The sequence below is a fragment of the Pseudomonas putida genome (genome assembly GCF_022627325.1).
Lineage (GTDB): Bacteria > Pseudomonadota > Gammaproteobacteria > Pseudomonadales > Pseudomonadaceae > Aquipseudomonas > Aquipseudomonas putida_X.
This window is the reverse complement of sequence record NZ_JAETZZ010000011.1, coordinates 124091-146707: the sequence shown is the minus strand read 5'-3', so window position 1 is coordinate 146707 and position 22617 is coordinate 124091. Positions and strand designations below refer to the sequence as shown.

Sequence of the window (22617 nt, the reverse complement as noted above, 5' to 3'; positions counted from 1 at the left end):
CCGCCCCCCCCTCAGCGCCCTTTGCGCCGATACGGGAACACATCGATCACCTTGCCTTCGCGGATGGAGGCCTGCAGCCCCTTCCAGTAGTCCGCGTCGTACAGTTCCCCATGTAACTTGCTGAATAAACGCCGCTGGCCCATATCGGCAAACAGAAACGGCGGGAACTCCTCCGGGAACACATCGTGCGGCCCGATCGAATACCACGGTTCCCCCGACATCTCGTCCTCCGGGTAGCGCGGCGGTGGGATATGGCGAAAATTCACCTCGGTCAGGTAGCTGATCTCGTCATAGTCGTAGAACACCACACGACCATGGCGGGTAACCCCGAAGTTCTTCAGCAGCATGTCCCCCGGAAAGATGTTCGCTGCGGCCAGCTGCTTGATGGCCAGGCCATAGTCCTCCAGCGCTTCGTGTACCTGGGCTGCGCTGGCCTGCTCCAGGTACAGATTGAGCGGGATCATGCGCCGTTCGGTCCAGCAATGGCGGACCAGCACCGTGTCGCCCTCCACGGTCACGGTGGACGGCGCCACCTCCAGCAGCTCGGCCAGGCACTCTGGCTCGAACTTGCCCCGGGGGAAACGAAAGTCGGCGAACTCCTGGGTATCGGCCATGCGCCCGACCCGGTCGACACTCTTCACCAGGCGATACTTGTCGATCACCGTGGCGCGGTCGACCGTCTTGGAGGGCGAAAAGCGGTCCTTGATGATCTTGAATACGGTATTGAAGCCCGGCAGGGTAAACACACTCATGACCATGCCGCGCACACCGGGTGCCATGATGAAACGATCGTCGGTACTGGCCAGGTGGTTGATCAGGGCGCGGTAGAATTCCGACTTACCATGCTTGTAGAAGCCGATCGAGGTATACAGCTCGGCAATGTGCTTGCCTGGCAAGATGCGCTTGAGAAAATTGACGAACTCCGCCGGCACCGGCACGTCGACCATGAAGTACGAACGGGTGAAGGAAAAGATGATCGACACCTCGGCCTCGTCGGTGATCAGCGCATCCGCTTCGATGCCATGGCCTTCGCGGTGCAGCAGCGGTATCACCAGGGGCCACTGCTCATCGCTGTTGTACAACCGGCCCACCAGGTAGGCACCCTTGTTGCGGTACAGCACCGGCACGAACAACTCAACGGCCAGCGCCGGGTCCTTGCACACCCAGTCAGGCAGGCAGTCGCGCAACTGCTCTTCAAGGCGTGACAGGTCGCTCTCGAGATCACCGTAATCGAACGCATAGGCGCAGAAGATAGACCGCAACAGGCCCTTGAGGCTGCCGTCGGGTCTATAGGTGTGGGTCTGTGCGGCGCGCTCGTGGCTGCGTATCGAAGGCCGGGTGGTATGGATGAACATGCAGCCGTCGTTGATCTGATCATGGCTGAACAGGCTGCAGAACAAGGAGTTGTACCAGGTCTCCGACAGCTCATCGTCCAGCCGCGGGTCGATCAGGCGTATATAGGCACTTTTCACCAACGGCCACTGCTCGACCTCCAGCAGCACCTCCTCGTCGAACCCGTCCCGCAGCCAGCCGTTGACCTCACCGACCTTCTGCTCGTAGAGGTTGATCCGCGCCGCTGCTGCCCGCTGGATAGCCTGCCAGCGCGCCTGCTCGAAGCGCTCGCGGGCGCCCAGGGTGATGCGGCGAAAGTGTTCGCGGTAGTCATCGAAGCCATCGAGGATCATTCGGGCGATTTCGCCGGCCGGCCAGTGCTGGGTCATGCAGGACACCTCGGTGCGGGGTGAGATAGACAGCTTAGCCGCCGGTGGAACTTTGCGACGCCTCTACCGGCTTACAGCGCAAGAAAGGACAAGAACAGCCCGAGCGCCATCGCGTACACTCGCGCCCTGCCCTGTACCCGGAGACCACCGTGAGCCCCATCGCCCTGACCCGCCTGCTGACCCTTGCCGCCGTCTGGGGGGCGAGCTTTCTGTTCATGCGCATCATCGCACCTGAACTGGGCACCGTACCTACCGCCTTTTTTCGCGTCTCCATCGCCTGCCTGGGCCTGATCGCCATACTCGCAGCAGCGCGCGTACGCTGGAACTTCGAGGGCAAACTCGGCGCTTGCCTGGTGCTGGGCATGATCAACTCAGGTATCCCCGCCACCTTCTATTCGGTGGCAGCCCAGGTACTGCCGGCAGGCTATTCGGCGATCTTCAACGCCACCACGCCCCTGATGGGTGTGCTGATCGGCGCACTGTTCTTCCGCGAGGCCATGACCCTGCCCAAGCTGTGCGGTATCTTCCTTGGCCTGTTCGGTGTCGGCATTCTCAGTGGCGCGGGCCCGGTGGCGCTGGACCTGGCACTGCTGCAGGGCGCCCTGGCCTGCCTGGCGGCAACCACCTGCTATGGCTTCGCAGGCTTTCTGGCGCGGCGCTGGATCAGTGGCCTGGACAGCCGCCTGTCTGCGCTCGGCAGCATGCTCGGTGCCACCCTGATGATGACGCCCCTGTTTGCCTGGAGTGCGCTGACCCAGCCACCTGCCAGCTGGGGCGGCTGGCAGGTATGGCTGTCGCTGCTGGGCCTGGGCCTTGTGTGCACGGCCTTCGCCTACATCCTGTATTTCCGTCTGCTGGCCGAGATAGGGCCGGTCAAGGCCAGTACCGTGACCTTTTTGATTCCGGTTTTCGGCGTGCTGTGGGGTGCGTGGCTGCTGGACGAATCGCTGTCGATGGGCCACCTGTATGGCGGCGTGCTGATTGCAGCCGCCCTCTGGCTGGTCCTCAAGCCCACGCGCCGCGCCCAGGCCTGAGAGAGAGAGCTACTGCCTTGTTCAACTTCTAAAAGCTGGCGCAATTCAAGTGGGAGCCGGCTTGCCGGCGATGAACGCAACACCGTTTCACCTGTAAAACCACACAGTTTCACGTTACCGAAAATGCCCGGCAACTACGCACGAAGCCAACTCATGCGCAGTTGCTGGGCATTTTTGTGCCACATAGAAAACTACGTTTCATATATAAAACAAGGCAAAACACATCAGAAATTCGCAACTCATTAATAAATAAACACTTTCATATTTAATGTTGGAAATTTCTCAACTGGCATTGTTCATGCACTAAACGGCGTATCACCTATAAAACAGACCAGAGACCGCGCCCATGGCTGTGAAAGAGATGTACGCAATCGCCCCGCAATGGCATGAACCGCAGCGCAACGAACACCCGGCCCCCACGGAAATCGAATTCCGCAATGTCGGCAAGGCGTTCCCCGCCAAGGGCCAGGCCGATGCCCCGTTCGCCATTCATGGCGTGAACTTCCAGATCCGTCGCGGCGAAGTGGTGTCGATCATCGGTCCCTCAGGCTGTGGCAAGAGCACCATCCTCAACATGGGCTCGGGCCTGTACCGGCCCACTGAAGGCGAAGTGCTGGTCGGCGGTGAAGCCGTCAACGGCCCGGTCCCGAAAGTCGCCTTCATGCTGCAGAAAGACCTTCTGATGCCATGGCGCAGCATCCGCCGCAACGTCGAGCTGGGCCTGGAAATCCAGGGCATGCCTGGCAGCCAACGCAAAGCCATCGCCGAGGATCTGCTCAAGCGCTGCCACCTGCAAGGCTTCGCCGACCACTACCCGTTCCAACTGTCAGGAGGCATGCGCCAGCGCGCCGCGCTCGCCCGCACCCTGGCGATCGACCCGCAGGTACTGTTTCTCGACGAACCGTTCTCGGCCCTTGATGCGCAGACCAAGATGATCCTGCAACAGGACCTGGCGCAGATGCTGTTCGAGGAAAACAAGACCGCCCTGTTCATCACCCACGACCTGGTCGAGGCCATTGCGCTGTCCGACCGCCTGCTGGTGATGAGCGCCCGCCCCGGCACGATCATCGAAGAGATCGAAATCGACCTGCCCTATCGCAACAACCCGCTGGAACGCCGAAAGCTGCCGGAAATCGGCCCGCTGGCCGGCCGCCTGATGGATCTGCTGAAGGTCGGCGAAGACCTCGACCTGCACTGACCGACGCCCCACTCACCACTCGGGAGTTAGCATGTTCACCACATATCTCAAGCGCATGGCTCATACCGCCCTGGCAGCCTTGGCACTGAGCCTGGCAGCCCAGGCCCAGGCCGAGCCGACAAAGGTCACCTACCTGCTGCCTGCTCCACCCAGCCTGCCAGCGTTCGCGCCGTGGATCATCGCCAAGGAGAAAGGCTACTACCAGGCCCAGGATCTGGACCTGACGTTCATCGCCGCCAAAGGCGGCGTCGACGTGGCCAAGCAGATCGGCGCCGGCAACGCCCTGGTTGGCGGCGCCATCGGTGATACGCCGATCATCGTGCGCCCCAACGGCATCCCGGTACGTGCAGTGGCGGTGCTCGGTGGCGGCGGGGTCACCATGATCGCGACCAACGCCGGCGAAAACATCCACTCGGTCAGCCAGCTCAAGGGCAAGACACTGACGGTGATGTCCTACTCCGACACCACCTACTACGCCCTGCTCGCTTCGTTGCGCAAGGCTGGTTTGAGCAAGGACGATGTGGATATCCAGGCAGCCGGCCCCTCGGGCGTGTGGCAACTGTTCTCGGCCAGCAAGGCCCAGGCCATGGCCGGGGTACCGGACTGGGTGGTCAACGCTGAAGACGCCGGGCTCAAGTACGCGCTGATTCCACGCGAGCAGGTGTTCGAAAGCATGGCCCAGGCGATCCTCGCGTCAGACGACGCCATCGAGCATCACCCGCAGATCGTTCGCGGTGTGGTTCAGGCCACCCTGCGCGGCCTGCAGGACATCATCGATGACCCCAAGGCCGCCGCCGCCACCTTCGCCCGTGCAGTCCCGGCTTACGCCGGCAAAGAGGCCTCGCTGGAAAAGACCCTGCGCCTGTACGTGGAATACGTCTACGCCGGCCAGCCGGTACTCGGCCGCATCGACCCGGTGCGCCTGGACACCGTGCGCAAGTTCTATGTCAGCGAGGGCATCGTCAACCGCGAACCCAAGCTCGAAGAGCTCTACAGCAACCAGTTCATCGAAACCCGAACCGCGGCCCAATGACGGCCCGGCAATGACAAGGTAAGCGCCCGATGAGAAAGCTCAACCCTTCCGTGGCCGGCAGCATCGCCCTGCTGGTCTTGTTCCTGGTGCTCTGGCAATGGGGCCCGGGGCTGGTCGGCATGCCCGAGTTCGTCATGCCGCAACTGAGCCGGGTGGCTCAGGAAAGCGTGCTGATGTGGCATTCCGGCGGCCTGCTGGAACACACCCTGATCACCGCCTTCGAAATCATCGTCGGCTTCGCCCTTGGTGCTCTGCTGGGGGTCGCTATCGGCGTCTCGCTCGGGTTGTCGCCCTCGGCCGAAGCGATGCTTTCACCTTACATCCTGGCGCTGCAGATCGCGCCCAAGGTGGCCTTCGCCCCGCTGTTCGTGATGTGGCTGGGCTACACCATCTACCCGAAGATCCTCATCGCCATCCTGATCGTGTTCTTCCCGGTGATGATCAACGTGCTTTCGGCCATCCGCACCGTCGACCCCGACATGATCAACCTGGTGCGCACCATGAACGCCAGCCGCTGGCAGATCTTCCGCCTGGTGGAGTTCCCTTCGGCCATGGCCGCGTTGTTCTCCGGCCTGCGCATCGCCTCGACCCTGGCCGTGATCGGCGTCACCGTCGGCGAGCTGGTGGGCGGCAACCAGGGCCTGGGCTTCCTGCTGGTGGATGCCGAAGGCCAGGGCAACACCGCAGGCGTGTTCGTCGCCATCGTCATGCTCACGCTGATCGGCGTACTCGCCTACGGCGCCGTGGTCTGGGCCGAGAAGCGCGTCCTGCACTACCTCCCCAAAGCCATGCTGAGTAGCCAATGATGAGCAACTTCAACAACCTTCTCCAGGGCCGCCGCGTGCTGGTCACAGGTGGTGCCCGCGGGCTGGGCTATGCCTTTGCCCAGGCCATAGCCCAGGCCGGCGCACGGGTGGTCATCGCCGATGTGCTCGCCGGGCGTGTGCAACAGGCTGCCTGCGAGCTGAGCGGTATGGGCCTGGATGTCAGCGGCGTGAGCCTGGACCTTGCCAGCCCCGAGTCCATCGAGGCCTGCATCGAGCGCACGGTCAAACGCTTGGGTGGCCTGGACGGCCTGGTCAACAACGCCTCGATCACCAATTCCGGCGGCAAGAGCTGCGAGGAACTGGACATCGAGACCTGGGACCAGGTCATGCAGGTGAATGTGCGCGGCACCTGGCTGATGACCCGCGCCGCCCTCCCGGCACTGCGCGAAAGTGGCCGTGGCGCGGTCATCAACCTGGCGTCCGACACCCCCCTGTGGGGTGCACCGAACCTGCTGGCCTATGTCGCCAGCAAAGGGGCGGTGATCGCCATGACCCGCAGCCTGGCCCGCGAGCTGGGCAACGCCAACATCACCGTCAACGCCATCGCCCCCGGCCTGGTGCTGGTCGAAGCCACCGCCTATGTGCCCGAGGCCCGCCACCGCCTGTACACCGAACAACGGGCCATCCAGCGCCCGCAACTGCCCGACGACGTCAGTGGCGCGGTGCTGTTCGCCCTGTCCGACTTGTCGCGCTTCATCACTGGACAAACCCTGCCGGTCAACGGCGGGTTCGTCATGCCCTGAGCAAAGGAGACCTTCATGACCGACCTCTCTGTGCAACACGACGCCCCCAAGACCTGGGACCGCCCCGCCGACGCCGACCTGGCCAGCTGGATGCAGACGCGCATCGCGCGCTATGAGACGCGCCGCTACGACTGGGATGCGCTGAAGTTCCAGGCCGACTACGACCCCAAGTACCGCCGCGCGCAGATGCGCTACGTGGGCACCGGCGGCACGGGCGTTGGCAGTGACATGAACACCATTGCCTCCGAGCACTTCACCTTCTCCACCATGGTCATCCCAGCCGGCCACGAAGGCCCGCCCCACCTGCACACCGACGTCGAGGAAGTGTTCTTCGTGCTGCGCGGCAAGCTCAAGGTGATCATCGAAAAAGACGGCGAGCGCTTCGAAACCATCCTCACCGACCGCGACCTGATCTCTGTACCGCCAGGGGTGTACCGCGAAGAGATCAATGTGGGTGACGAGGACGCACTGATGTGCGTGATGCTCGGTGCCAAGAAGCCGTTGACCCCGACCTATCCACCAGCGCACCCGCTGGCCTCGATCAAGCGCGGGTAAGACGATGATGCCGATCACCCTCATCGCCTCCTTGCTCAGCCAGCTCGAACAGCGCTTCGCCGAACGCCTGCTACGCCTTGACCAGGGGCTGCAGGCGGTACGTGAAGCGGGCAGCGGCGCTGCCATCGTGCTGCTGCACGGCATCGGCTCGGGCGCGGCCAGCTGGTTGCAAGTGGCCTTGAACCTGAGCGAGCGGGCACGGGTGATCGCCTGGGATGCCCCCGGCTATGGCCAGTCCACGCCACTGCCCAAGGCTGTGCCGGGCGCCGGCGACTATGCCGGGCGCTTGCTGCAGACACTCGACGCCTTGGGCATCGAGCGCTGTGTACTGGTCGGCCATTCATTGGGGGCGCTGACTGCCGCCGCGTTCGCCCAGGCCCACCCGCAGCGGGTCAAGCGCCTGGTACTGCTCAGCCCGGCACGCGGGTACGGCGCGCAACCGGCGCAAGGGCTGGCCGTGCGCAGCAAACGCCTGCACAGCCTGGCGCACCTGGGCATCGGGCAAATGGCCCGCGAGCGCAGTGCACATTTGCTCTCGCCAGACGCAGGTGCCCAGGCGCTGGCCTGGGTGCAGTGGAACATGGCACGGCTACAGCCGCACGGCTACCGCCAGGCCATCGAGCTGCTGTGCGGCGACCAGCTGTTGCGCCACGCGCCGCTGGCAGTGCCCTGCGAAGTGCACTGCGGCAGCGCCGACAGCATCACCCGCGCCGACGACTGCCAGGCCTTGGCCGACGCTCTGGGCGCCCCTTTCCACCTGATACCCGGCGCTGGCCATGCCTGCGCCATCGAGCAACCTGACACGGTGACGGGCCTGCTGGCCCGCGCCCTCGACGCCTCTCTCACAGGTAGCGCGCTATGAACGAAATGGATCCGTCGAAGGAAAACCAGGACAAGTACATTGTCCCGGGCCTGGAACGCGGCCTGCTGCTGCTGTGCGAATTCAGCCGGCAGAACCGTACCCTGACCGCCCCCGAGCTGGCCCGGCGCCTGTCGCTGCCGCGCTCGACCATCTTCCGCCTGCTGACCACCCTGGAAACCATGGGCTTCGTCACCCGCAGCGGCAACGAATACCGCCTGGGCATGTCGGTGCTGCGCCTGGGCTTCGAATACCTGGCCTCGCTGGAGCTGACCGAACTGGGCCAGCCACTGCTGGCACGGCTGTGCGATCGCCTGAATTACCCAAGCAACCTGGTGGTGCGCGACGGCCGCTCGATCGTCTACGTGGCCAAGGTTTCACCGCCCTCGGTGTTCTCCAGCGCAGTCACCGTCGGCACACGCCTGCCTGCCCATGCCACGGTGCTTGGGCGCATCCTGCTGGCCGACCTGAGCCTGAGCGAGTTGCGGGAGCTATATCCCGAAGAACACCTGGAGCAGTTCTCGCCGTGCACGCCCAAAACCGTGCTGGAGCTGTTCGACCTGGTCCAGGCCGATCGCCTGCGCGGCTATGTCAGTGGCGAAGGCTTCTTCGAGTCGACCATCTCCACGGTGGCTGCACCCGTACGTGATGACAGCGGCCAGGTAGTCGCCGCGCTCGGCCTGACCATCCCGACCGTGCAGATCGGCCACGTCAATTTCGACAACCTGCTGGGCCAGGTACGGGGCAGCGCCGATGAGTTGTCGCGGTTGCTCAACTACACGCCCAACACCGGTCACCACCGCGTCACCGCGCTGATGAGGGACTGAGATGAACCCCTACCCACTTCAAGACAGCACGGTGATCGTCACCGGCGGCTCGTCCGGCATCGGTTACGCCTGTGTCGAGCTGCTGCTCGAAGCCGGCGCCCGCGTCGCCTTCTGCGGGCGCAATGAAGACCGCCTGCGCAGTGCCGAAACCCGGCTGCGCCAACGCTTCCCCGAGGCAGGCCTGCTGGCCCAGGTGTGCGACGTGCTCGATGCCGAGTCGGTACAGGCCTTCGCCGCCGCCAGCCAAGCCGCGCTGGGCCCGGCCCAGGCGCTGGTCAACAATGCCGGCCAAGGCCGTGTGTCGACGTTTGCCGATACCACCGACCAGGCCTGGAACGACGAGCTGCACCTCAAGTTCTTTTCGGTCATCCACCCGGTACGCGCGTTCATGGCGCAACTGCAGGGCCAGCCCAACGCCTCGATCGTGTGCGTCAACTCGCTGCTGGCCAGCCAGCCCGAACCGCATATGGTCGCCACCTCGGCCGCCCGTGCCGGGCTGAAGAACCTGGTGCGCTCGATGGCGTTCGAATTCGCCGAACACGGCATCCGGGTCAACGGCATCCTTATCGGCCTGGTCGAGTCCGGGCAATGGCGCCGCCGCTTCGAAGCCCGCGAGGAGCGCGACCTGGACTGGTCGCAATGGACCGCACAGCTGGCGCAACGCAAACACATTCCCTTGGGCCGCCTTGGCCTGCCGAAGGAAGCGGCGCAGGCGATCCTGTTCCTGGCTTCGCCTCTGTCGGCCTACACCACTGGCAGTCATATCGATGTATCCGGAGGCCTGTCCCGTCATGCGTAACGAAAATACTGTCACCGTCGGTGCCGTCATCACCGCGTTCCTGGAGCAATGCGACGTCAGGGCGGCGTTCGGCGTGATCTCGATTCACAACATGCCGATCCTCGATGCCTTCGCTGTGCGCGGCAATATCCGCTTCGTCATGGCCCGCGGCGAAGCCGGGGCGACCAACATGGCCGATGCCTATGCCCGCAGCATCGGCGGCCTGGGCGTGTGCCTGACCTCCACCGGTACGGCCGCCGGCAACGCCGCCGGGGCCATGGTCGAAGCGCTGACCGCCGGTACCCCACTGCTGCACATCACCGGGCAGATCGAAACCCCCTACCTGGACCAGGAGCTGGCCTACATTCACGAGGCCCGCGACCAGCTGACCATGCTCAAGGCCGTGTCCAAGGCCGCGTTTCGCGTGCGCAGCGTCGAAACCGCGCTGAGCACCTTGAAGCTGGCCGTGCAGACCGCACTGACCGCCCCCACCGGCCCGGTCAGTGTGGAGATCCCGATCGATATCCAGTCAGCTTTCATCCCCATGCCGACCGACCTGTCGCCACTGCCTATCCCGGTCGCCGCACCTGCCGCCGAAGCCCTCGACCTGGTTGCCGAACGCCTGGCCAGCGCCACCCGCCCCCTGCTGTGGCTGGGCGGCGGTGCCCGGCATGCCGGCGCGCAGGTCAAGCGCCTGCTGGACATGGGCGTCGGCGTGATCACCTCGACTCAAGGCCGTGGCGTGGTCAACGAAGACGATGAGCGCTGCCTGGGAGCCTTCTCGCAGAACAAGCTGGTCGAAGGCTTCATGCAGACCTGCGATGCCTTGGTAGTAGCGGGCTCGCGCCTGCGCAGCAATGAGACCTTCAAGTACGCCCTGAAGCTGCCGCGCACGACCCTGCGCATCGACGTCAACCCGGCCATCGAAGGCCGCAGCTACCCCAGCGACCTGTTCATCTGTGGCGACGCCGCGCTGGCCCTGCAGGGCCTGGCCGACCGCCTGCAGGGCCGCCTGAACATCGACCCAAGCTTCCTGCCCGAACTCAAGGCCGTGCGCGAGCAGGCACGCAAACAGCTGGTCGCCGACCTGGGCCCGTACGCATCGCTGGTGGAGCAGTTGCAGGCGCAGACTGGGCGCAACTTCACCTGGGTGCGCGACGTGACCCTGTCCAACAGCATCTGGGGCAACCGCCTGCTCAACCTCTATCACCCCCTGTCCGGTGTACACGCGCTCGGCGGTGGCATCGGCCAAGGCCTGGCGATGGGCATCGGCGCTGCCGTGGCGGCGGCGCAAACGGCGCCGGAGCGCAAGGTGTTCGCCCTGGCAGGCGATGGTGGCTTCATTCTCAACCTGGGTGAGCTGGCGACCCTGGTGCAGGAGAACGCCAACGTGGTCATCCTGCTCATGAACGACCAGCGCTATGGCGTTATCCGCAACATCCAGGACGCCATCTACGGTGCCCGCCACGCCTACGTCGAACTGCACACGCCGAACTACAGCAAGCTCTCGGAATCGCTGGGCCTGCGCCATGGGCTGGTCAGCGACCTGAAGCAGTTCGGTGAGGTGCTCGAAGGCGCGCTGGGCGCGCAAGGCCCGTTCCTGCTGGAAGTGGACATGCTCAGCGTGGGTGGCTTCGCTACCCAGTTCGCCGGCCCGCCCAACAGCGAAACCAAGGCGCAGAAGGCCACGGCCTGAGGACCCCGCCATGTTGCATATCACCATGATCGGCTGCGGTGCCATTGGCGTCGGTGTGCTTGAACTGCTGGAGAAAGACCCGCTGCTGTGCGTCGATGCGGTGATTGCCTCGGCCGGCTCTGAAGCGCTGGTACGCCAGCGACTGGCGAGCTTGCGCCGGCCACCGCAGGTCCTCACCGCCCTGCCGGCCGACGCGCGCCCTGACTTGCTGGTCGAATGCGCCGGCCACAAGGCGATCGAAGAGCACGTGCTGCCAGCGCTGGAGCGCGGCATCGCCTGCCTGATCGTCTCGGTTGGTGCGCTGTCCGAGCCTGGCCTGGTCGAGCGCCTGGAAGCGGCAGCGGCACACGGCAACACGCGAATCGAGCTGCTGCCCGGCGCCATTGGCGGCATCGACGCACTGTCGGCCGCCAAGGTCGGCGGCCTGGACGCAGTCAGCTACACCGGCCGCAAACCGGCACAGGCCTGGCAAAACACACCCGCCGAGCAGGTCTGCGCGCTGGACGCCCTCACAGAAGCGACCGTGATCTTCGACGGCAGCGCCCGTGAGGCGGCGCGGCTGTACCCGAAAAACGCCAATGTCGCGGCCACCCTGTCACTGGCCGGGCTGGGCCTCGACCGCACCCGTGTGACCCTGATCGCCGACCCGCTCAGCGAAGAAAACGTGCACAAGGTCGAAGCCCGCGGCGCCTTCGGCCGCTTCGAAATGAGCCTGCGCGGCAAACCGCTGCCGGCCAACCCGAAGACCTCGGCACTGACCGTCTACAGCGTGGTACGCGCCCTCGGCAACCACGCCCATGCCATTTCCATCTAGGGGACTGCCAATGACTCTGGAACAGACCTTACCGATCTGCATCGCCGGCACCTGGCGCCTGGGCGGCGGCGAGCGTTACGCCTCGTGCTACCCGGCGACCGGTGAGCCCGTCGCCTGGCTCAATGCCGCCAGCCTCGAGGATGTCGAAGCCGCCGTACAAGGGGCCCACCTGGCCTTCCTGCACAGCGGTTGGGCCCAGCGTAAACCGCACGAACGTGCCGCGGTGCTGTACCGCATCGCCGGCCTGATCCGCGAGCGCGCTGAAGAGCTGGCGCAACTGCAACGCCAGGACAACGGCAAGCCGATCAACGAAACCCGCGCCTTGGTCGCCAGCGCGGCAGGGACTTTCCAGTTCTTCGCCGCTGCCTGCGAAACCCTGGAGGAAACCATCACCCCATCGCGCGGGGATTTCGTCAGCATGAGCGTGTACGAGCCGATGGGTGTGGTCGCGGCGATCACGCCATGGAACTCGCCTATCGCCAGCGAGGCGCAAAAGGTCGCCCCGGCCCTGGCCGGTGGCAATGCAGTGGTGATCAAGCCGGCGGAAATCACCCCGCTGCTGGCCCTGCAGCTGGCCCGCATCTGTGAAGACGCCGGGCTGCCCAAAGGCCTGGTCAGCGTGCTGCCAGGCAAGGGGTCCTTACTGGGTGATGCATTGACCCGCCACCCGCTGGTCAAACGTGTGTCCTTCACCGGCGGTACCCGCACCGGCAAACACATCGCCCATATCGCCGCCGACAAGATGATGCCGGTGTCGCTAGAGCTGGGCGGCAAGTCGCCGACCATCGTCCTTGATGACGCCGACCTCGACCATGCCGTTGCCGGTGTGCTGTACGGCATCTTCAGCTCCTCGGGCGAGGCATGCATTGCAGGCTCCCGGCTGTTTGTCGCCCGTGCCCTGTACGAGCCGTTCATGGCCCGGCTGACCACTGCCGCCGCGCAACTGCGCCTGGGTGACCCGGCTGACGAGCGCACGCAGATGGGCCCGCTGATCAGTGCTGGCCACCGCGCGTCGGTGGAGCGCTACGTGGCCCTGGGCCTGGCCGAAGGTGGCCGCCTGCGCCTGGGCGGTGAGCGCCCGAGCGGCGGCCTGTACGACCAGGGTTACTTCTACCCGCCGACCATCCTCGAAGGGTTGGGCAACCACCAGCAGGTATGTCAGGAGGAGATCTTTGGCCCGGTACTGGTGGCCCTCCCGTTCGACAGCGAAGAAGACCTGCTGGCCCAGGCCAACGACAGCTTGTACGCCCTTGCCGCCGGTATCTGGAGCCGTGACTACAAGCGTGCCTGGGCGCTTGGCCGCAAGCTTCAGGCCGGTACGGTGTGGATCAACACCTACAAGCAGTTCTCCATCTCGACGCCGTTCGGCGGCTGGCGGGACAGTGGCCTTGGCCGAGAAAAAGGCCGCCTGGGCATCCTGCAGTACATGGAACAGAAAAGCCTCTACTGGGGCATGAACCAACAGCCGCTGGCCTGGGCCGGCGTGGAGGCAGGGCAATGAGCGTACTGGGCATCGACGAAGTCACCTATGGCGTGGAGGACCTCGCCACCTGCGTCCGCTTCTTCACCGACTGGGGCTTGAGCAAGGTCAGCGATCAGCCTGACGAGGTGATCTTCGAAACCCTCAATGGCTGCCGCGTGGTCCTGGCCGCCCTCGACAAACCCGGCCTGCCGCCAGCCATCGAGCCCGGTTCGACCGTGCGTGAAGTGGTGTGGGGAGTGGCAAGCCAGGCGGACCTTGCCCTGTACAGCCAGCGCATCGCCAATGACCCGGGCTTTGTCGAAGGCAATGGCCGCATCGGCTGCACCGACCCCAACGGCCTGGCGATCCGCTTGCAGGTCACCCGCAAACGCACGCTGGACATCGAGTGCAGCGGCCACAACACCTGGCAGACCAAGGGCCGGATCAACAAACCGGCGCCGATCTACGACCGCGCCACGCCCATCGAAGTGGGCCACGTGGTGTTCTTCGTCAAGGACGTGAACGCCTGCGAGGCTTTCTACCACGAACGTTTCGGCTTCCAGGCATCGGACCGTTACCCCAACCGCGGCGCCTTCCTGCGCACCGCCGAGGAAGGCGGCCACCACGACCTGTTCATGCTCCAGCTGCCAGCCCCGCGCGCCGGCCTCAACCACGTAGCGTTCACCGTACGTGACCTGCACGAAGTGTTCGGCGGCGGCATGCATATCTCCCGCTGCGGTTGGGCCACCGAAATCGGCCCGGGCCGCCACCCGGTTTCATCGGCATTCTTCTGGTACTTCAAGAACCCGGCCGGGGCGCTGGTCGAGTACTACGCCGACGAAGACCAGCTGACCGGCGACTGGCAGCCACGCGAGTTCGAACCCGGCCCGACGGTGTTCGCCGAATGGGCGATTGCCGGCGGCATCGACGGCAACACCCGGCGCCAGCAGCACGCAGAAGCACCGCAAGGCAAATTCCTCACCGACAAGCCCAAGCACAACTGAGGTCGATCCCATGAGCACACCCGAGGTTTACCTGCAGCCGCATCAGGCACGCAAACGCCCCAACACACCGTTCGAGGACCTGCTCGGCGACTCCATCGAGCGCGCCTACGGCAATGGCGTGAGCGAGCTGGCGCAATTACTCGCCCACCTCAACCTGGCCGGCCCGCCTTGCCCGCTGACCAGCGGAGAGTGGACTGAAGACGCCTTTGTAACCCTGATGGCACGGCTGGGCGAATGAGCCTGCGGAGAAGAACAAGATGAACATGCATATAACCGTCGACCCTGTTGAACAACACCTGGCCAATGGCCTGAAAGACCTCTGGTTCCCGGTGCTGCCATCGGAACTGTTGAACGAAAAACCCCTTTCCATCCGTCGCCTGGGCTATAAGATCGCCCTGTGGCGCGACAACGATGGCCAGGTGCACGCGCTTGAGGACCACTGCCCGCACCGTGGCGCGCCGCTGTCCCAAGGGCCGGTGCTGGGTGATCGCCTGCAGTGCCCGTACCACGGCATCGAGGTGCGCTGCGACGGCACTGTCACCAAAGTGCCCGGTAGCCCAGGCTGCAAACTCGAAGGCAGCCGCCCTACACGGATGTTCCACACCCGCGAGGCTGCAGGGGCAATCTTTCTGTTCAACGCCGCCGACCCGCACCTGGACACACCACCAGAGCTGGTATTGCCCGAGCAGCTGACCTCGCCCCAGTGGAGCAGCTTCCTTTGCTACACCGAATGGAAAGGCGACTACCGCTACGTGCTCGACAACGTCATGGACCCGATGCACGGCACCTACTTGCACAAGATGTCCCATTCCATGAGCGAGGGCGAAGCCACCGCCAGGTTCGTCACCCGCGATACCGAACAAGGCTTTGTCTTCGAGAAAGAAGGCCAGCGCGGGGTCAACTTCGACTGGACCGAATTCCTCGACAATGGCTGCCACTGGCTGCGCCTGGAAATCCCATACCCCAAGACCGGTGGCCCAGGCGGCAACTTCACCATCATCGGCAGCTACACGCCGAGCAGCCGAGCGTTGTCGGCCGTGTTCCACTGGCGCGCGCGGCCGCTGACCGGCTGGCAGCGCGACACCTGGCGCTTCCTCTACAAGAACCGCCTGGAAGCGCGCCACTGGGCGGTGCTGGAGCAGGACCGGGTGCTGCTGGAGTTCATGGAGTTCGACGCCAACCAACGGGAAAACCTCTACCAGCACGACCTTGGCGTGGTGCGCCTGCGCCGCTACCTCAAGGGCAAGGCCAAGGAACAGTTGGCCCTGATCGAAACCCAGCAACTGGCCTGAGGTGCCCGATGTCCAACTCCTCAACCATCAGCGCACGGGTGCACACCCTGCGCCATGAAGCCGAAGGCATCATCAGCGTCGAGCTGCGCCCCTGGGGGGACACGGTGTTCGCGCCGTTCGATGCCGGTTCGCACATCGACCTGCACCTGCCCAATGGCCTGGTACGCAGCTACTCGCTGCTGAACGCGCCAAGCGACCAGGGTCGTTATGTGGTCGGTATCCTGCGTGACCGGGCCAGCCGCGGGGGGTCGCGCTATGTGCACGAGCAACTGCGCGTGGGCACGCAACTGCAGATCTCCCAGCCACGCAACAACTTTGCCTTGGACACGCGCGCCAGCCACAGCGTACTGGTGGCGGGTGGCATCGGCATTACGCCGATCTACTGCATGTTCCGCCAGTTGCTGGCGCTGGGGCGCTCGGCCGAGCTGATCTACTGTGCACGCTCGCGTGCCGAAGCCGCACTGCTGGAGGAAATCAGCGGGCTTGGGGCAAACGTGATCTACCACTTCAACGACGAAAAAGGCGGCCTGCCGGACCTGGCCGGCTACCTGGACGGGCGCCCTGCAGACACGCACTTCTACTGCTGTGGGCCGACGCCGATGCTCGATGCCTTCGAGCAGACCTGCGAACGCCTGGGTTACCCCCATGCGCATATCGAGCGCTTTACCGCAGCCGAGGTGGCGGCCTCGGACGATGCCCAGGCCAGCTACAGCGTCGAGCTGAGCCGCTCAGGCAGGACGGTCAGCGTCGAACCTGGGTTGAACCTGCTGGATGTATTGCTCGAAGCCGGTTGCGATATCGAGTACAGCTGCCGTGAGGGGGTGTGTGGCTCTTGCGAGACACGGGTGCTGGAGGGGGATGTGGACCATCGCGACGGGGTGCTGACCAAAGCTGAACGGGCGGCGAACCAATCGATGATGGTGTGTGTTTCCGGGTGCAAGAGCCGGCGGTTGGTGCTTGACCTGTGAACCGAGCATTTGCTCACGCGTAAATTTGACCGGCCTCATGGGCCGGTTTTTTTTGACCTGATTTTATTACGGTTCATTCCTTATCGGCGATTTGCCAGCGACAAGGCAGCTACTGATACAACCCAAGACAAAATAGTGCACCGACGCACAGTGCCTGGGCATAACAGTAACCAAACTTTCAGCCTGTTCCAGATACGGTACAAACAAGGCCGTTTCAAATATAAATAATTGTTATTTATACACTTTTATTTAACAAGAGAACTTGGCACAGAACCTGCTCCATTCCCTTCGTCAAACAACATCTCACCCATAAAACAAAATACCCGCAGGACCGGGCGACGCTCCCCTTTTGCCTGCGGAAAACTTCCCCACCTTGCAGGGCATGGCATGAAAAGATATGTGATAAGCCTCGGTCTGATTCTCGGCAGCTGCGCAAGCTTCGCGTCCGAACCCGGCCCCGCCACCCCGGACCAGCCACCCACGGCGAAAAAGCCTTTCCCGCACATCGCCTGGCGCAGCGAGGACGGGCAGAGCAGCCTGGATATCGGTGGCGCCCTGCGCGTCAACTACCGCGACGAACACTGGGACACCACCGAAAACAACGGCCGCTTGCTGTTCGATACCTTCCGCCTCGACGTGCAGGCCAGTCATCGCCAGCTGTTCAGCGATGTCGGCTACTGGTTCCAGGACGACGGCAAGCGTTCGATCGACCGTGGCTACATCGGCTACCGCTTCAGCGCCCAAGCCAACCTGCAAGTCGGGGCGCCGTTCAAACCGTTCGGCCTGGAGCCGTACCCACAGTTTGGCTGGAGCTATCACATACCGTTCTTCATGGGTTACGGCGTCAGCGCAGGCACAGGCCTCAAATACAGCTACAAGGATGCGCAGTGGGATCTGCAATTGGGTTACTTCCCGCGCATGCTGCCTTCAAGCCTGCGCTACTCACCAGAAGTCGGGCGTTATGCCGACCTGGACGACAATGCCGTGCCGTTTACCCAATCGCGCCAGGACAACGAGAAACACAACCAGGTCAACGCCCGTGTCGCCCGTACCTTCAGCGGTGATGGCTGGAAGACCGAGCTGGGTGCCTCGCTGGCGGCTGCCGAGCTGTACAACGCCACCACCCATGACGATGGCGATTACTGGGCAGGCGGGGTCCACGCGCTGCTCAACACAGGCCCTTGGACGATGACGGGCCAGGCGATCCGTTATGAGTACGATCCGAAGAACCCGGCGGGGGTCAGCAATGACGCAGTGCTGATGGGCGGTAACGGCCTGACCCCTGCCTACCTGATCGCCGCCAAGGCCACCCTCGCAGCGGTCAACGTCGGCTATGACGTACTGACCCCGAAGCTGGGGCAGCTTAAGAAAATCAAGCTCTATACCGACTACAGCCGGATGATGAAGGATGAGCATGGCTGGGATGATTCGCAGATGTTCACTGTTGGCGCGCAGTTCCTGGCCATGCCGATCATGGCCTGGGTCGACCTGACCTGGGCGCGCAATGCCAACCCGTTTGGTGGGGCGGAAAATGGCACAGGCTGGACCAGCACCAGCTCGGTGGGCAGCAATGACTGGTATTACCGAACCAATATCAATATCGGCTATTACTTCTAACCGCCTTGGTTGCCTGCGCCGGCGCTATCGCCGGCAAGCTGGCCCATAGTGTGGACTGCCCCAAGAAATTGAATCGGGCTTCAACTGCTGGGCAGTCCGTTGAGAGCATCTGTCTTGCTCAACTTCTAAAAGCTGGCGCGATCCCTGGAGCCGGCAAGCCGGCGATAGGGCCAGTACAGACAACGTCGCCAAAGGACATTACGATAAGCAGCCCTCAAGACACGTAACGCCCATGCCCCCCGAGCAAACCCCAGCCTACAAGATCGTGCTCTGGCGCCTGGAGCAGGATGCCCAAGGCTATCCACCCGCATCGGTGGAAGGCCTGTGGGCAAAACGCACCGCGGCTGGCTACCAGGTCGACAGCCTCCCGTTCTATGCCTACGGCATCGCACCCGGCGATACCATCAGCATCAGCGAAGACGGCGAGCAATCCTGGTTCGAAGGTTTGCTGCGCAGTGGCGGCGCTTCGGTATTTCGCATTCTTGTGAAAGCAGCCGGCGACCTTGAGCAGGTGCGTGCAGCACTCGAAGAGTTCGGCTGCACCAGCGAAGTCGAAAAAGCGGTCAGGATGCTGGCCGTGGAAGTCCCGCCCTCGCGCTCACTCGACACCCTGCTCTACTACCTGCTGACACAGCGCGAGGCCGGCAACCTGGACTTCGAGGAAGGCGTGCTGCGCCACCCCATCCCCGAAGAGTTTCGCTGACGGCCTAGGCTCGGGCCAGACGACTGGCAGGCTTGCCGAACACGAACAGCAAACCGACCACGATCAGCCCCATGCCCAGCAGGCTGAGCGGTGCCAGGCGATTACCGAAGATCAGCAAGTCCATCACCGCAGTCACCGCCGGCACCAGGTAGAACAGGCTGGTGACGTTGACCAGATTGCCTTTGGCGATCAGACGGTACAGCAGCAGGGTCGCCAGCAGCGAAACCACCAGCCCCATCCATAGCAGCGCACCGATGAAACTGCCGCTCCATGTAACGTGCAGCGGCTGCAGCGGCGCGATCACCGCACACAGGGCAAACCCCGCCAGATACTGCAGCCCCAGCGTGCCCATGGGGTTTTCCGTGATGCGTTTTTGCAGGATCGAACCCAAGGTCATGCTGCCTAGCGCCAGCAAGGCGAACAGCATCCCGGCCAGCGACACACCGCCCAGGTTCATACCCTGATAGACCACCATCACCAGCCCGCCCAGCCCCAGGCCCAGACCGAACAGCCGGCGCCAGGAGCGCTGGCGCTCCATCAGCACCACAGTGAGGATCGGTTGTACCCCCATCACCGTGGCCATCACGCCGGGGGTCACGTGGGTATTGAGCGCCAGCAGGTAGAAGATCTGGTAGGCACCGAGCAGCACGCAGCCGGTGCCAAGGGCGCGCAGCATCGCCCCACGTGTGCGCGGCCAGCGCAGCCCAAGCAACGGGCCGATCAGCAGCAACCCGGTGAGTGCCAGCGCTGAGCGCAGCAGCAGGAAGGCAAATGGGCTGGCTTGGGCCAGGCCGAGCTTGGAGACGATGGCGCCACTGCTCCACAGCAGGACGAACAGGCTGGTAGTGGCCGCCGAGGCCACGGATGCTTTGGTAAAGACAGACATGTATTGCCACCTGATAGTAGGCAGATAAGCCAAACGGACGGCGTGCGCTTCAGCGAGGGAAGTAGCCGACCGTGTTCAGTAGGTTGCGTGTGTGAAGGGGTTCGGCAAAAAGCCGATCAGCCCAGCACGACCACACAAGGAGGCGGAGCTACGCCGCCTACAACGCCACTGACAGGTGGTGGGTAATGACTGACCATGACCGGCTGCTGGCTGCCACGCACAACCATGCCCGCGACTGGCGCGAGGGCAAAGCTTGTGGTGGACAGATTGGCAGGCATGAGCAGATCTTCGGGGAGGTGAATGCTCTGGACTATAGCGATGAATCAGAGCCGGGACAATAGCGGGCTGCTGTGATGCCTGGTGGGCCCCATCGCCGCCGGCGATTGAGCCCAACAGGCACCGAACCTTCAGAACAACCAGCGATACAGCAGGTAGGCCACGACCACCGCCAGCACCGGCCGCAGAATGCGGTAGGCCTTAGGGTTGGCACGCTTGAACTGCTTCACGTGGGTGCTGATCCGGTTGCTGAAGCGTTTGCTCCAGGCGTACGCCTGGTTGATGCCGCCCACGCGCTCGTCATCGGTGTTCTGCGGTGCAGTGGCACGGCCGAGGAAGTCGCTGACCTTGCGGTTGATGCGGGTCATCAGCGGGCTGCTGAGCGGGCGTTCGATGTCGCAGAACAGGATCACCCGGGTGACGTCGGTTTCGTTCTTGACCCAGTGCACGTAGGTTTCGTCGAACATCACGTCTTCGCCATCGCGCCAGGCGTAGGCCTGGCCGTCGACGTAGATGCGGCAATTGTCGGAGTTCGGCGTGGACAAGCCCAAGTGATAACGCAGCGAACCGGCGAAGGGGTCGCGGTGCGGGTTGAGGTGGCTGCCACCGGGCAACAGGGCAAACATGGCGCCTTTGACGTTGGGAATGGCGCTGACCAGTTCGACGGTCTTGGGGCACAGCGCCTCGGCCGACGGCAGCGGTTTGTCGTACCACTTCAGGTAGAAGCGCTTCCAGCCCTTCTTGAAGAACGAGCCGAAGCCTGCGTCGTTGTCTTTTTCAGCAGCGCGGATGTAGCCCTCATCGAACAGGCGCATGGCCTCCTCACGGATCTGCTGCCAGTTGTCCTTGAGCACGTCCAGTTCAGGGAAGCGCTGGCGGTCGAGGTAGGGCTTGGACGGCACCCCGGAGAACAGGTACATCAACGCGTTGTAGGGGGCGAACAGCGCGGAATGGTTGACGAACTGGCGCAGGACCGGCAACCGAGCCTTGCCGCGCAGGTGAACGAACAGCACGCTGCCGAAAAAAACCAGCAGGACACCTGCCTTGGCGACGAAGGAAAAGGTCATGCAACACTCCTTGGAGAGGGCGCAGGCCAGCGCTGCCTGCCCCCAATAAAAATCATCCGGCCATCATAAACCCATCACGCCTAGGTAAAAACAACCCGGGCGAGAACTCACTCATGAAGATTTTGCAATAAACGAAAGCCGCAAGCTTCAAGCTTCAAGCTTCAAGCTTCAAGCCTCAAGCGAAAGGCCCCCACAGTCCGCTTTAGCTTGCAGCTTGCCGCTTGCCGCTTACTGCTGATTCTCCTGCTCGCTGAACATGTCGGCAAACAGCATGCTCGACAGGTAGCGCTCACCGGAGTCGGGCAGGATCACGACGATGGTCTTACCCTGCATCTCCGGCTTTTCCGCAAGCCGCACCGCCGCCGCCATCGCCGCGCCACAGGAAATGCCGCAAAGGATCCCCTCCTCCTGCATCAGGCGGATGGCCATCGCCTTGGCCTCGTCATCGGTCACGGTCTCGACCTGATCGACGATCGACAGGTCAAGGTTCTTCGGCACAAAGCCGGCACCGATGCCCTGGATCTTGTGCGGGCTGGGCTTGAGCTCCTCACCGGCCAAGGTCTGGCTGATCAGCGGCGAGGCCACAGGTTCGACCGCCACCGAAAGGATCGCCTTGCCCTGGGTGTGCTTGATATAGCGCGACACGCCAGTAATGGTGCCACCGGTGCCCACACCGGCCACCAGCACGTCGACCGCACCGTCAGTGTCGTTCCAGATTTCCGGGCCAGTGGTCTTTTCATGAATGGCCGGGTTGGCCGGGTTGTCGAACTGGCCTGGCAGGAAGTACTGCGACGGGTCCGAAGCGACGATCTCGTTGGCCTTCTCAATCGCGCCTTTCATGCCCTTGGCAGGCTCGGTCAACACCAGCTCGGCGCCCAGGGCCTTCAGCACCTTGCGACGCTCCAGGCTCATCGAGGCCGGCATGGTCAGGAGCAGTTTGTAACCCCGGGCGGCGGCGACGAAGGCCAGGCCAATACCGGTGTTGCCTGAAGTCGGCTCGACGATGGTCATGCCGGGCTTGAGCTTGCCGCTGCCCTCGGCGTCCCAGACCATGCTCGCGCCGATGCGGCACTTGACCGAGTACCCAGGGTTGCGCCCTTCGATCTTGGCAAGGATGGTCACCCCGCGCGGGGCGATGCGGTTGATCTGCACCAGCGGCGTATTGCCGATGGAATGGGCGTTGTCTGCGTAGATACGGCTCATGGCAGGGTCCTTGGCATGAAGTGGCAGGGAAAGACTTAAAGGGTAAGCCTGCCC

At 63.7% G+C, this 22617-nt stretch carries 23 protein-coding genes; 19 read left to right on the top strand and 4 right to left on the bottom strand.

What is annotated here, in order from left to right; all coding sequences use genetic code 11:
* Positions 1 to 11 precede the first annotated feature (11 nt).
* Positions 12 to 1721 carry a bifunctional isocitrate dehydrogenase kinase/phosphatase gene (aceK, locus tag JNA92_RS18290; protein WP_241806052.1) on the bottom strand — a complete coding sequence of 570 codons (1710 nt, stop codon included), beginning with the start codon at positions 1719 to 1721 and terminating at the stop codon, positions 12 to 14.
* A 149-nt stretch (positions 1722 to 1870) separates the two neighbouring features.
* On the opposite strand from aceK, the gene JNA92_RS18285 reads away from it, so the two are divergent.
* From JNA92_RS18285 to JNA92_RS18200, 18 genes are all read left to right on the top strand, one after another.
* Positions 1871 to 2755: a DMT family transporter gene (locus JNA92_RS18285; RefSeq protein WP_241806051.1), complete on the top strand. Its 885-nt coding sequence runs from the start codon at positions 1871 to 1873 to the stop codon at positions 2753 to 2755.
* 361 nt (positions 2756 to 3116) lie between these two features.
* A complete protein-coding gene (locus JNA92_RS18280; RefSeq protein WP_241806135.1) occupies positions 3117 to 3953 on the top strand; it encodes an ABC transporter ATP-binding protein in 837 nt (278 codons plus the stop codon).
* A gap of 55 nt (positions 3954 to 4008) precedes the next feature.
* Positions 4009 to 4986: an ABC transporter substrate-binding protein gene (locus JNA92_RS18275; RefSeq protein WP_241806134.1), complete on the top strand. Its 978-nt coding sequence runs from the start codon at positions 4009 to 4011 to the stop codon at positions 4984 to 4986.
* A gap of 29 nt (positions 4987 to 5015) precedes the next feature.
* Positions 5016 to 5792, top strand: coding sequence for an ABC transporter permease (locus tag JNA92_RS18270; RefSeq protein WP_241806050.1), 777 nt, complete (start codon positions 5016 to 5018; stop codon positions 5790 to 5792).
* Positions 5789 to 6556: an SDR family oxidoreductase gene (locus tag JNA92_RS18265; protein WP_431312469.1), complete on the top strand. Its 768-nt coding sequence runs from the start codon at positions 5789 to 5791 to the stop codon at positions 6554 to 6556. The genes JNA92_RS18270 and JNA92_RS18265 overlap by 4 nt, the downstream gene beginning before the upstream one ends.
* A gap of 15 nt (positions 6557 to 6571) precedes the next feature.
* A complete protein-coding gene (locus JNA92_RS18260; RefSeq protein ID WP_241806048.1) occupies positions 6572 to 7111 on the top strand; it encodes a cupin domain-containing protein in 540 nt (179 codons plus the stop codon).
* A gap of 4 nt (positions 7112 to 7115) precedes the next feature.
* Positions 7116 to 7973, top strand: coding sequence for an alpha/beta fold hydrolase (locus JNA92_RS18255; RefSeq protein ID WP_241806047.1), 858 nt, complete (start codon positions 7116 to 7118; stop codon positions 7971 to 7973).
* Between the two features lie 5 nt (positions 7974 to 7978).
* Positions 7979 to 8797 carry an IclR family transcriptional regulator gene (locus JNA92_RS18250; protein ID WP_241806133.1) on the top strand — a complete coding sequence of 273 codons (819 nt, stop codon included), beginning with the start codon at positions 7979 to 7981 and terminating at the stop codon, positions 8795 to 8797.
* Position 8798: 1 nt separating this feature from the next.
* Complete coding sequence (locus JNA92_RS18245; RefSeq protein ID WP_241806046.1) at positions 8799 to 9596, top strand: SDR family oxidoreductase; 798 nt, start codon at positions 8799 to 8801, stop codon at positions 9594 to 9596.
* Positions 9589 to 11271, top strand: coding sequence for a thiamine pyrophosphate-binding protein (locus JNA92_RS18240; RefSeq protein ID WP_241806045.1), 1683 nt, complete (start codon positions 9589 to 9591; stop codon positions 11269 to 11271). The genes JNA92_RS18245 and JNA92_RS18240 overlap by 8 nt, the downstream gene beginning before the upstream one ends.
* A gap of 10 nt (positions 11272 to 11281) precedes the next feature.
* Positions 11282 to 12085 carry an aspartate dehydrogenase gene (locus tag JNA92_RS18235; protein WP_241806044.1) on the top strand — a complete coding sequence of 268 codons (804 nt, stop codon included), beginning with the start codon at positions 11282 to 11284 and terminating at the stop codon, positions 12083 to 12085.
* A gap of 10 nt (positions 12086 to 12095) precedes the next feature.
* Positions 12096 to 13586 (top strand): aldehyde dehydrogenase, encoded by a 1491-nt coding sequence (locus tag JNA92_RS18230; RefSeq protein ID WP_241806043.1) that lies wholly within the window; start codon positions 12096 to 12098, stop codon positions 13584 to 13586.
* Positions 13583 to 14551 carry a VOC family protein gene (locus JNA92_RS18225; RefSeq protein WP_241806042.1) on the top strand — a complete coding sequence of 323 codons (969 nt, stop codon included), beginning with the start codon at positions 13583 to 13585 and terminating at the stop codon, positions 14549 to 14551. The genes JNA92_RS18230 and JNA92_RS18225 overlap by 4 nt, the downstream gene beginning before the upstream one ends.
* A gap of 10 nt (positions 14552 to 14561) precedes the next feature.
* Complete coding sequence (locus JNA92_RS18220; RefSeq protein WP_241806041.1) at positions 14562 to 14789, top strand: recombinase-like helix-turn-helix domain-containing protein; 228 nt, start codon at positions 14562 to 14564, stop codon at positions 14787 to 14789.
* Positions 14790 to 14808: 19 nt separating this feature from the next.
* Complete coding sequence (locus JNA92_RS18215; RefSeq protein ID WP_241806040.1) at positions 14809 to 15843, top strand: aromatic ring-hydroxylating oxygenase subunit alpha; 1035 nt, start codon at positions 14809 to 14811, stop codon at positions 15841 to 15843.
* 8 nt (positions 15844 to 15851) lie between these two features.
* Positions 15852 to 16811: a PDR/VanB family oxidoreductase gene (locus tag JNA92_RS18210; protein ID WP_241806039.1), complete on the top strand. Its 960-nt coding sequence runs from the start codon at positions 15852 to 15854 to the stop codon at positions 16809 to 16811.
* 387 nt (positions 16812 to 17198) lie between these two features.
* On the top strand, positions 17199 to 18428 hold the full coding sequence (locus tag JNA92_RS18205) for a hypothetical protein (protein ID WP_241806038.1): 1230 nt from the start codon (positions 17199 to 17201) through the stop codon (positions 18426 to 18428).
* Between the two features lie 232 nt (positions 18429 to 18660).
* Entirely contained in the window at positions 18661 to 19131 is a 471-nt protein-coding gene (locus tag JNA92_RS18200) for a DUF4265 domain-containing protein (RefSeq protein WP_241806037.1), read from the top strand.
* A 4-nt stretch (positions 19132 to 19135) separates the two neighbouring features.
* On the opposite strand, the gene JNA92_RS18195 is transcribed toward JNA92_RS18200, so the two are convergent.
* On the bottom strand, positions 19136 to 20017 hold the full coding sequence (locus JNA92_RS18195; protein ID WP_241806036.1) for a DMT family transporter: 882 nt from the start codon (positions 20015 to 20017) through the stop codon (positions 19136 to 19138).
* 185 nt (positions 20018 to 20202) lie between these two features.
* On the opposite strand from JNA92_RS18195, the gene JNA92_RS18190 reads away from it, so the two are divergent.
* Entirely contained in the window at positions 20203 to 20358 is a 156-nt protein-coding gene (locus JNA92_RS18190) for a hypothetical protein (RefSeq protein ID WP_241806035.1), read from the top strand.
* A 66-nt stretch (positions 20359 to 20424) separates the two neighbouring features.
* Here JNA92_RS18190 and JNA92_RS18185 read toward each other — a convergent pair whose 3' ends face one another.
* Positions 20425 to 21360, bottom strand: a complete 936-nt coding sequence (locus JNA92_RS18185) for an aspartyl/asparaginyl beta-hydroxylase domain-containing protein (protein WP_241806034.1) — start codon at positions 21358 to 21360, stop codon at positions 20425 to 20427.
* Between the two features lie 228 nt (positions 21361 to 21588).
* Entirely contained in the window at positions 21589 to 22563 is a 975-nt protein-coding gene (cysK, locus tag JNA92_RS18180) for a cysteine synthase A (protein ID WP_241806033.1), read from the bottom strand.
* Between the last annotated feature and the right edge of the window lie 54 nt (positions 22564 to 22617).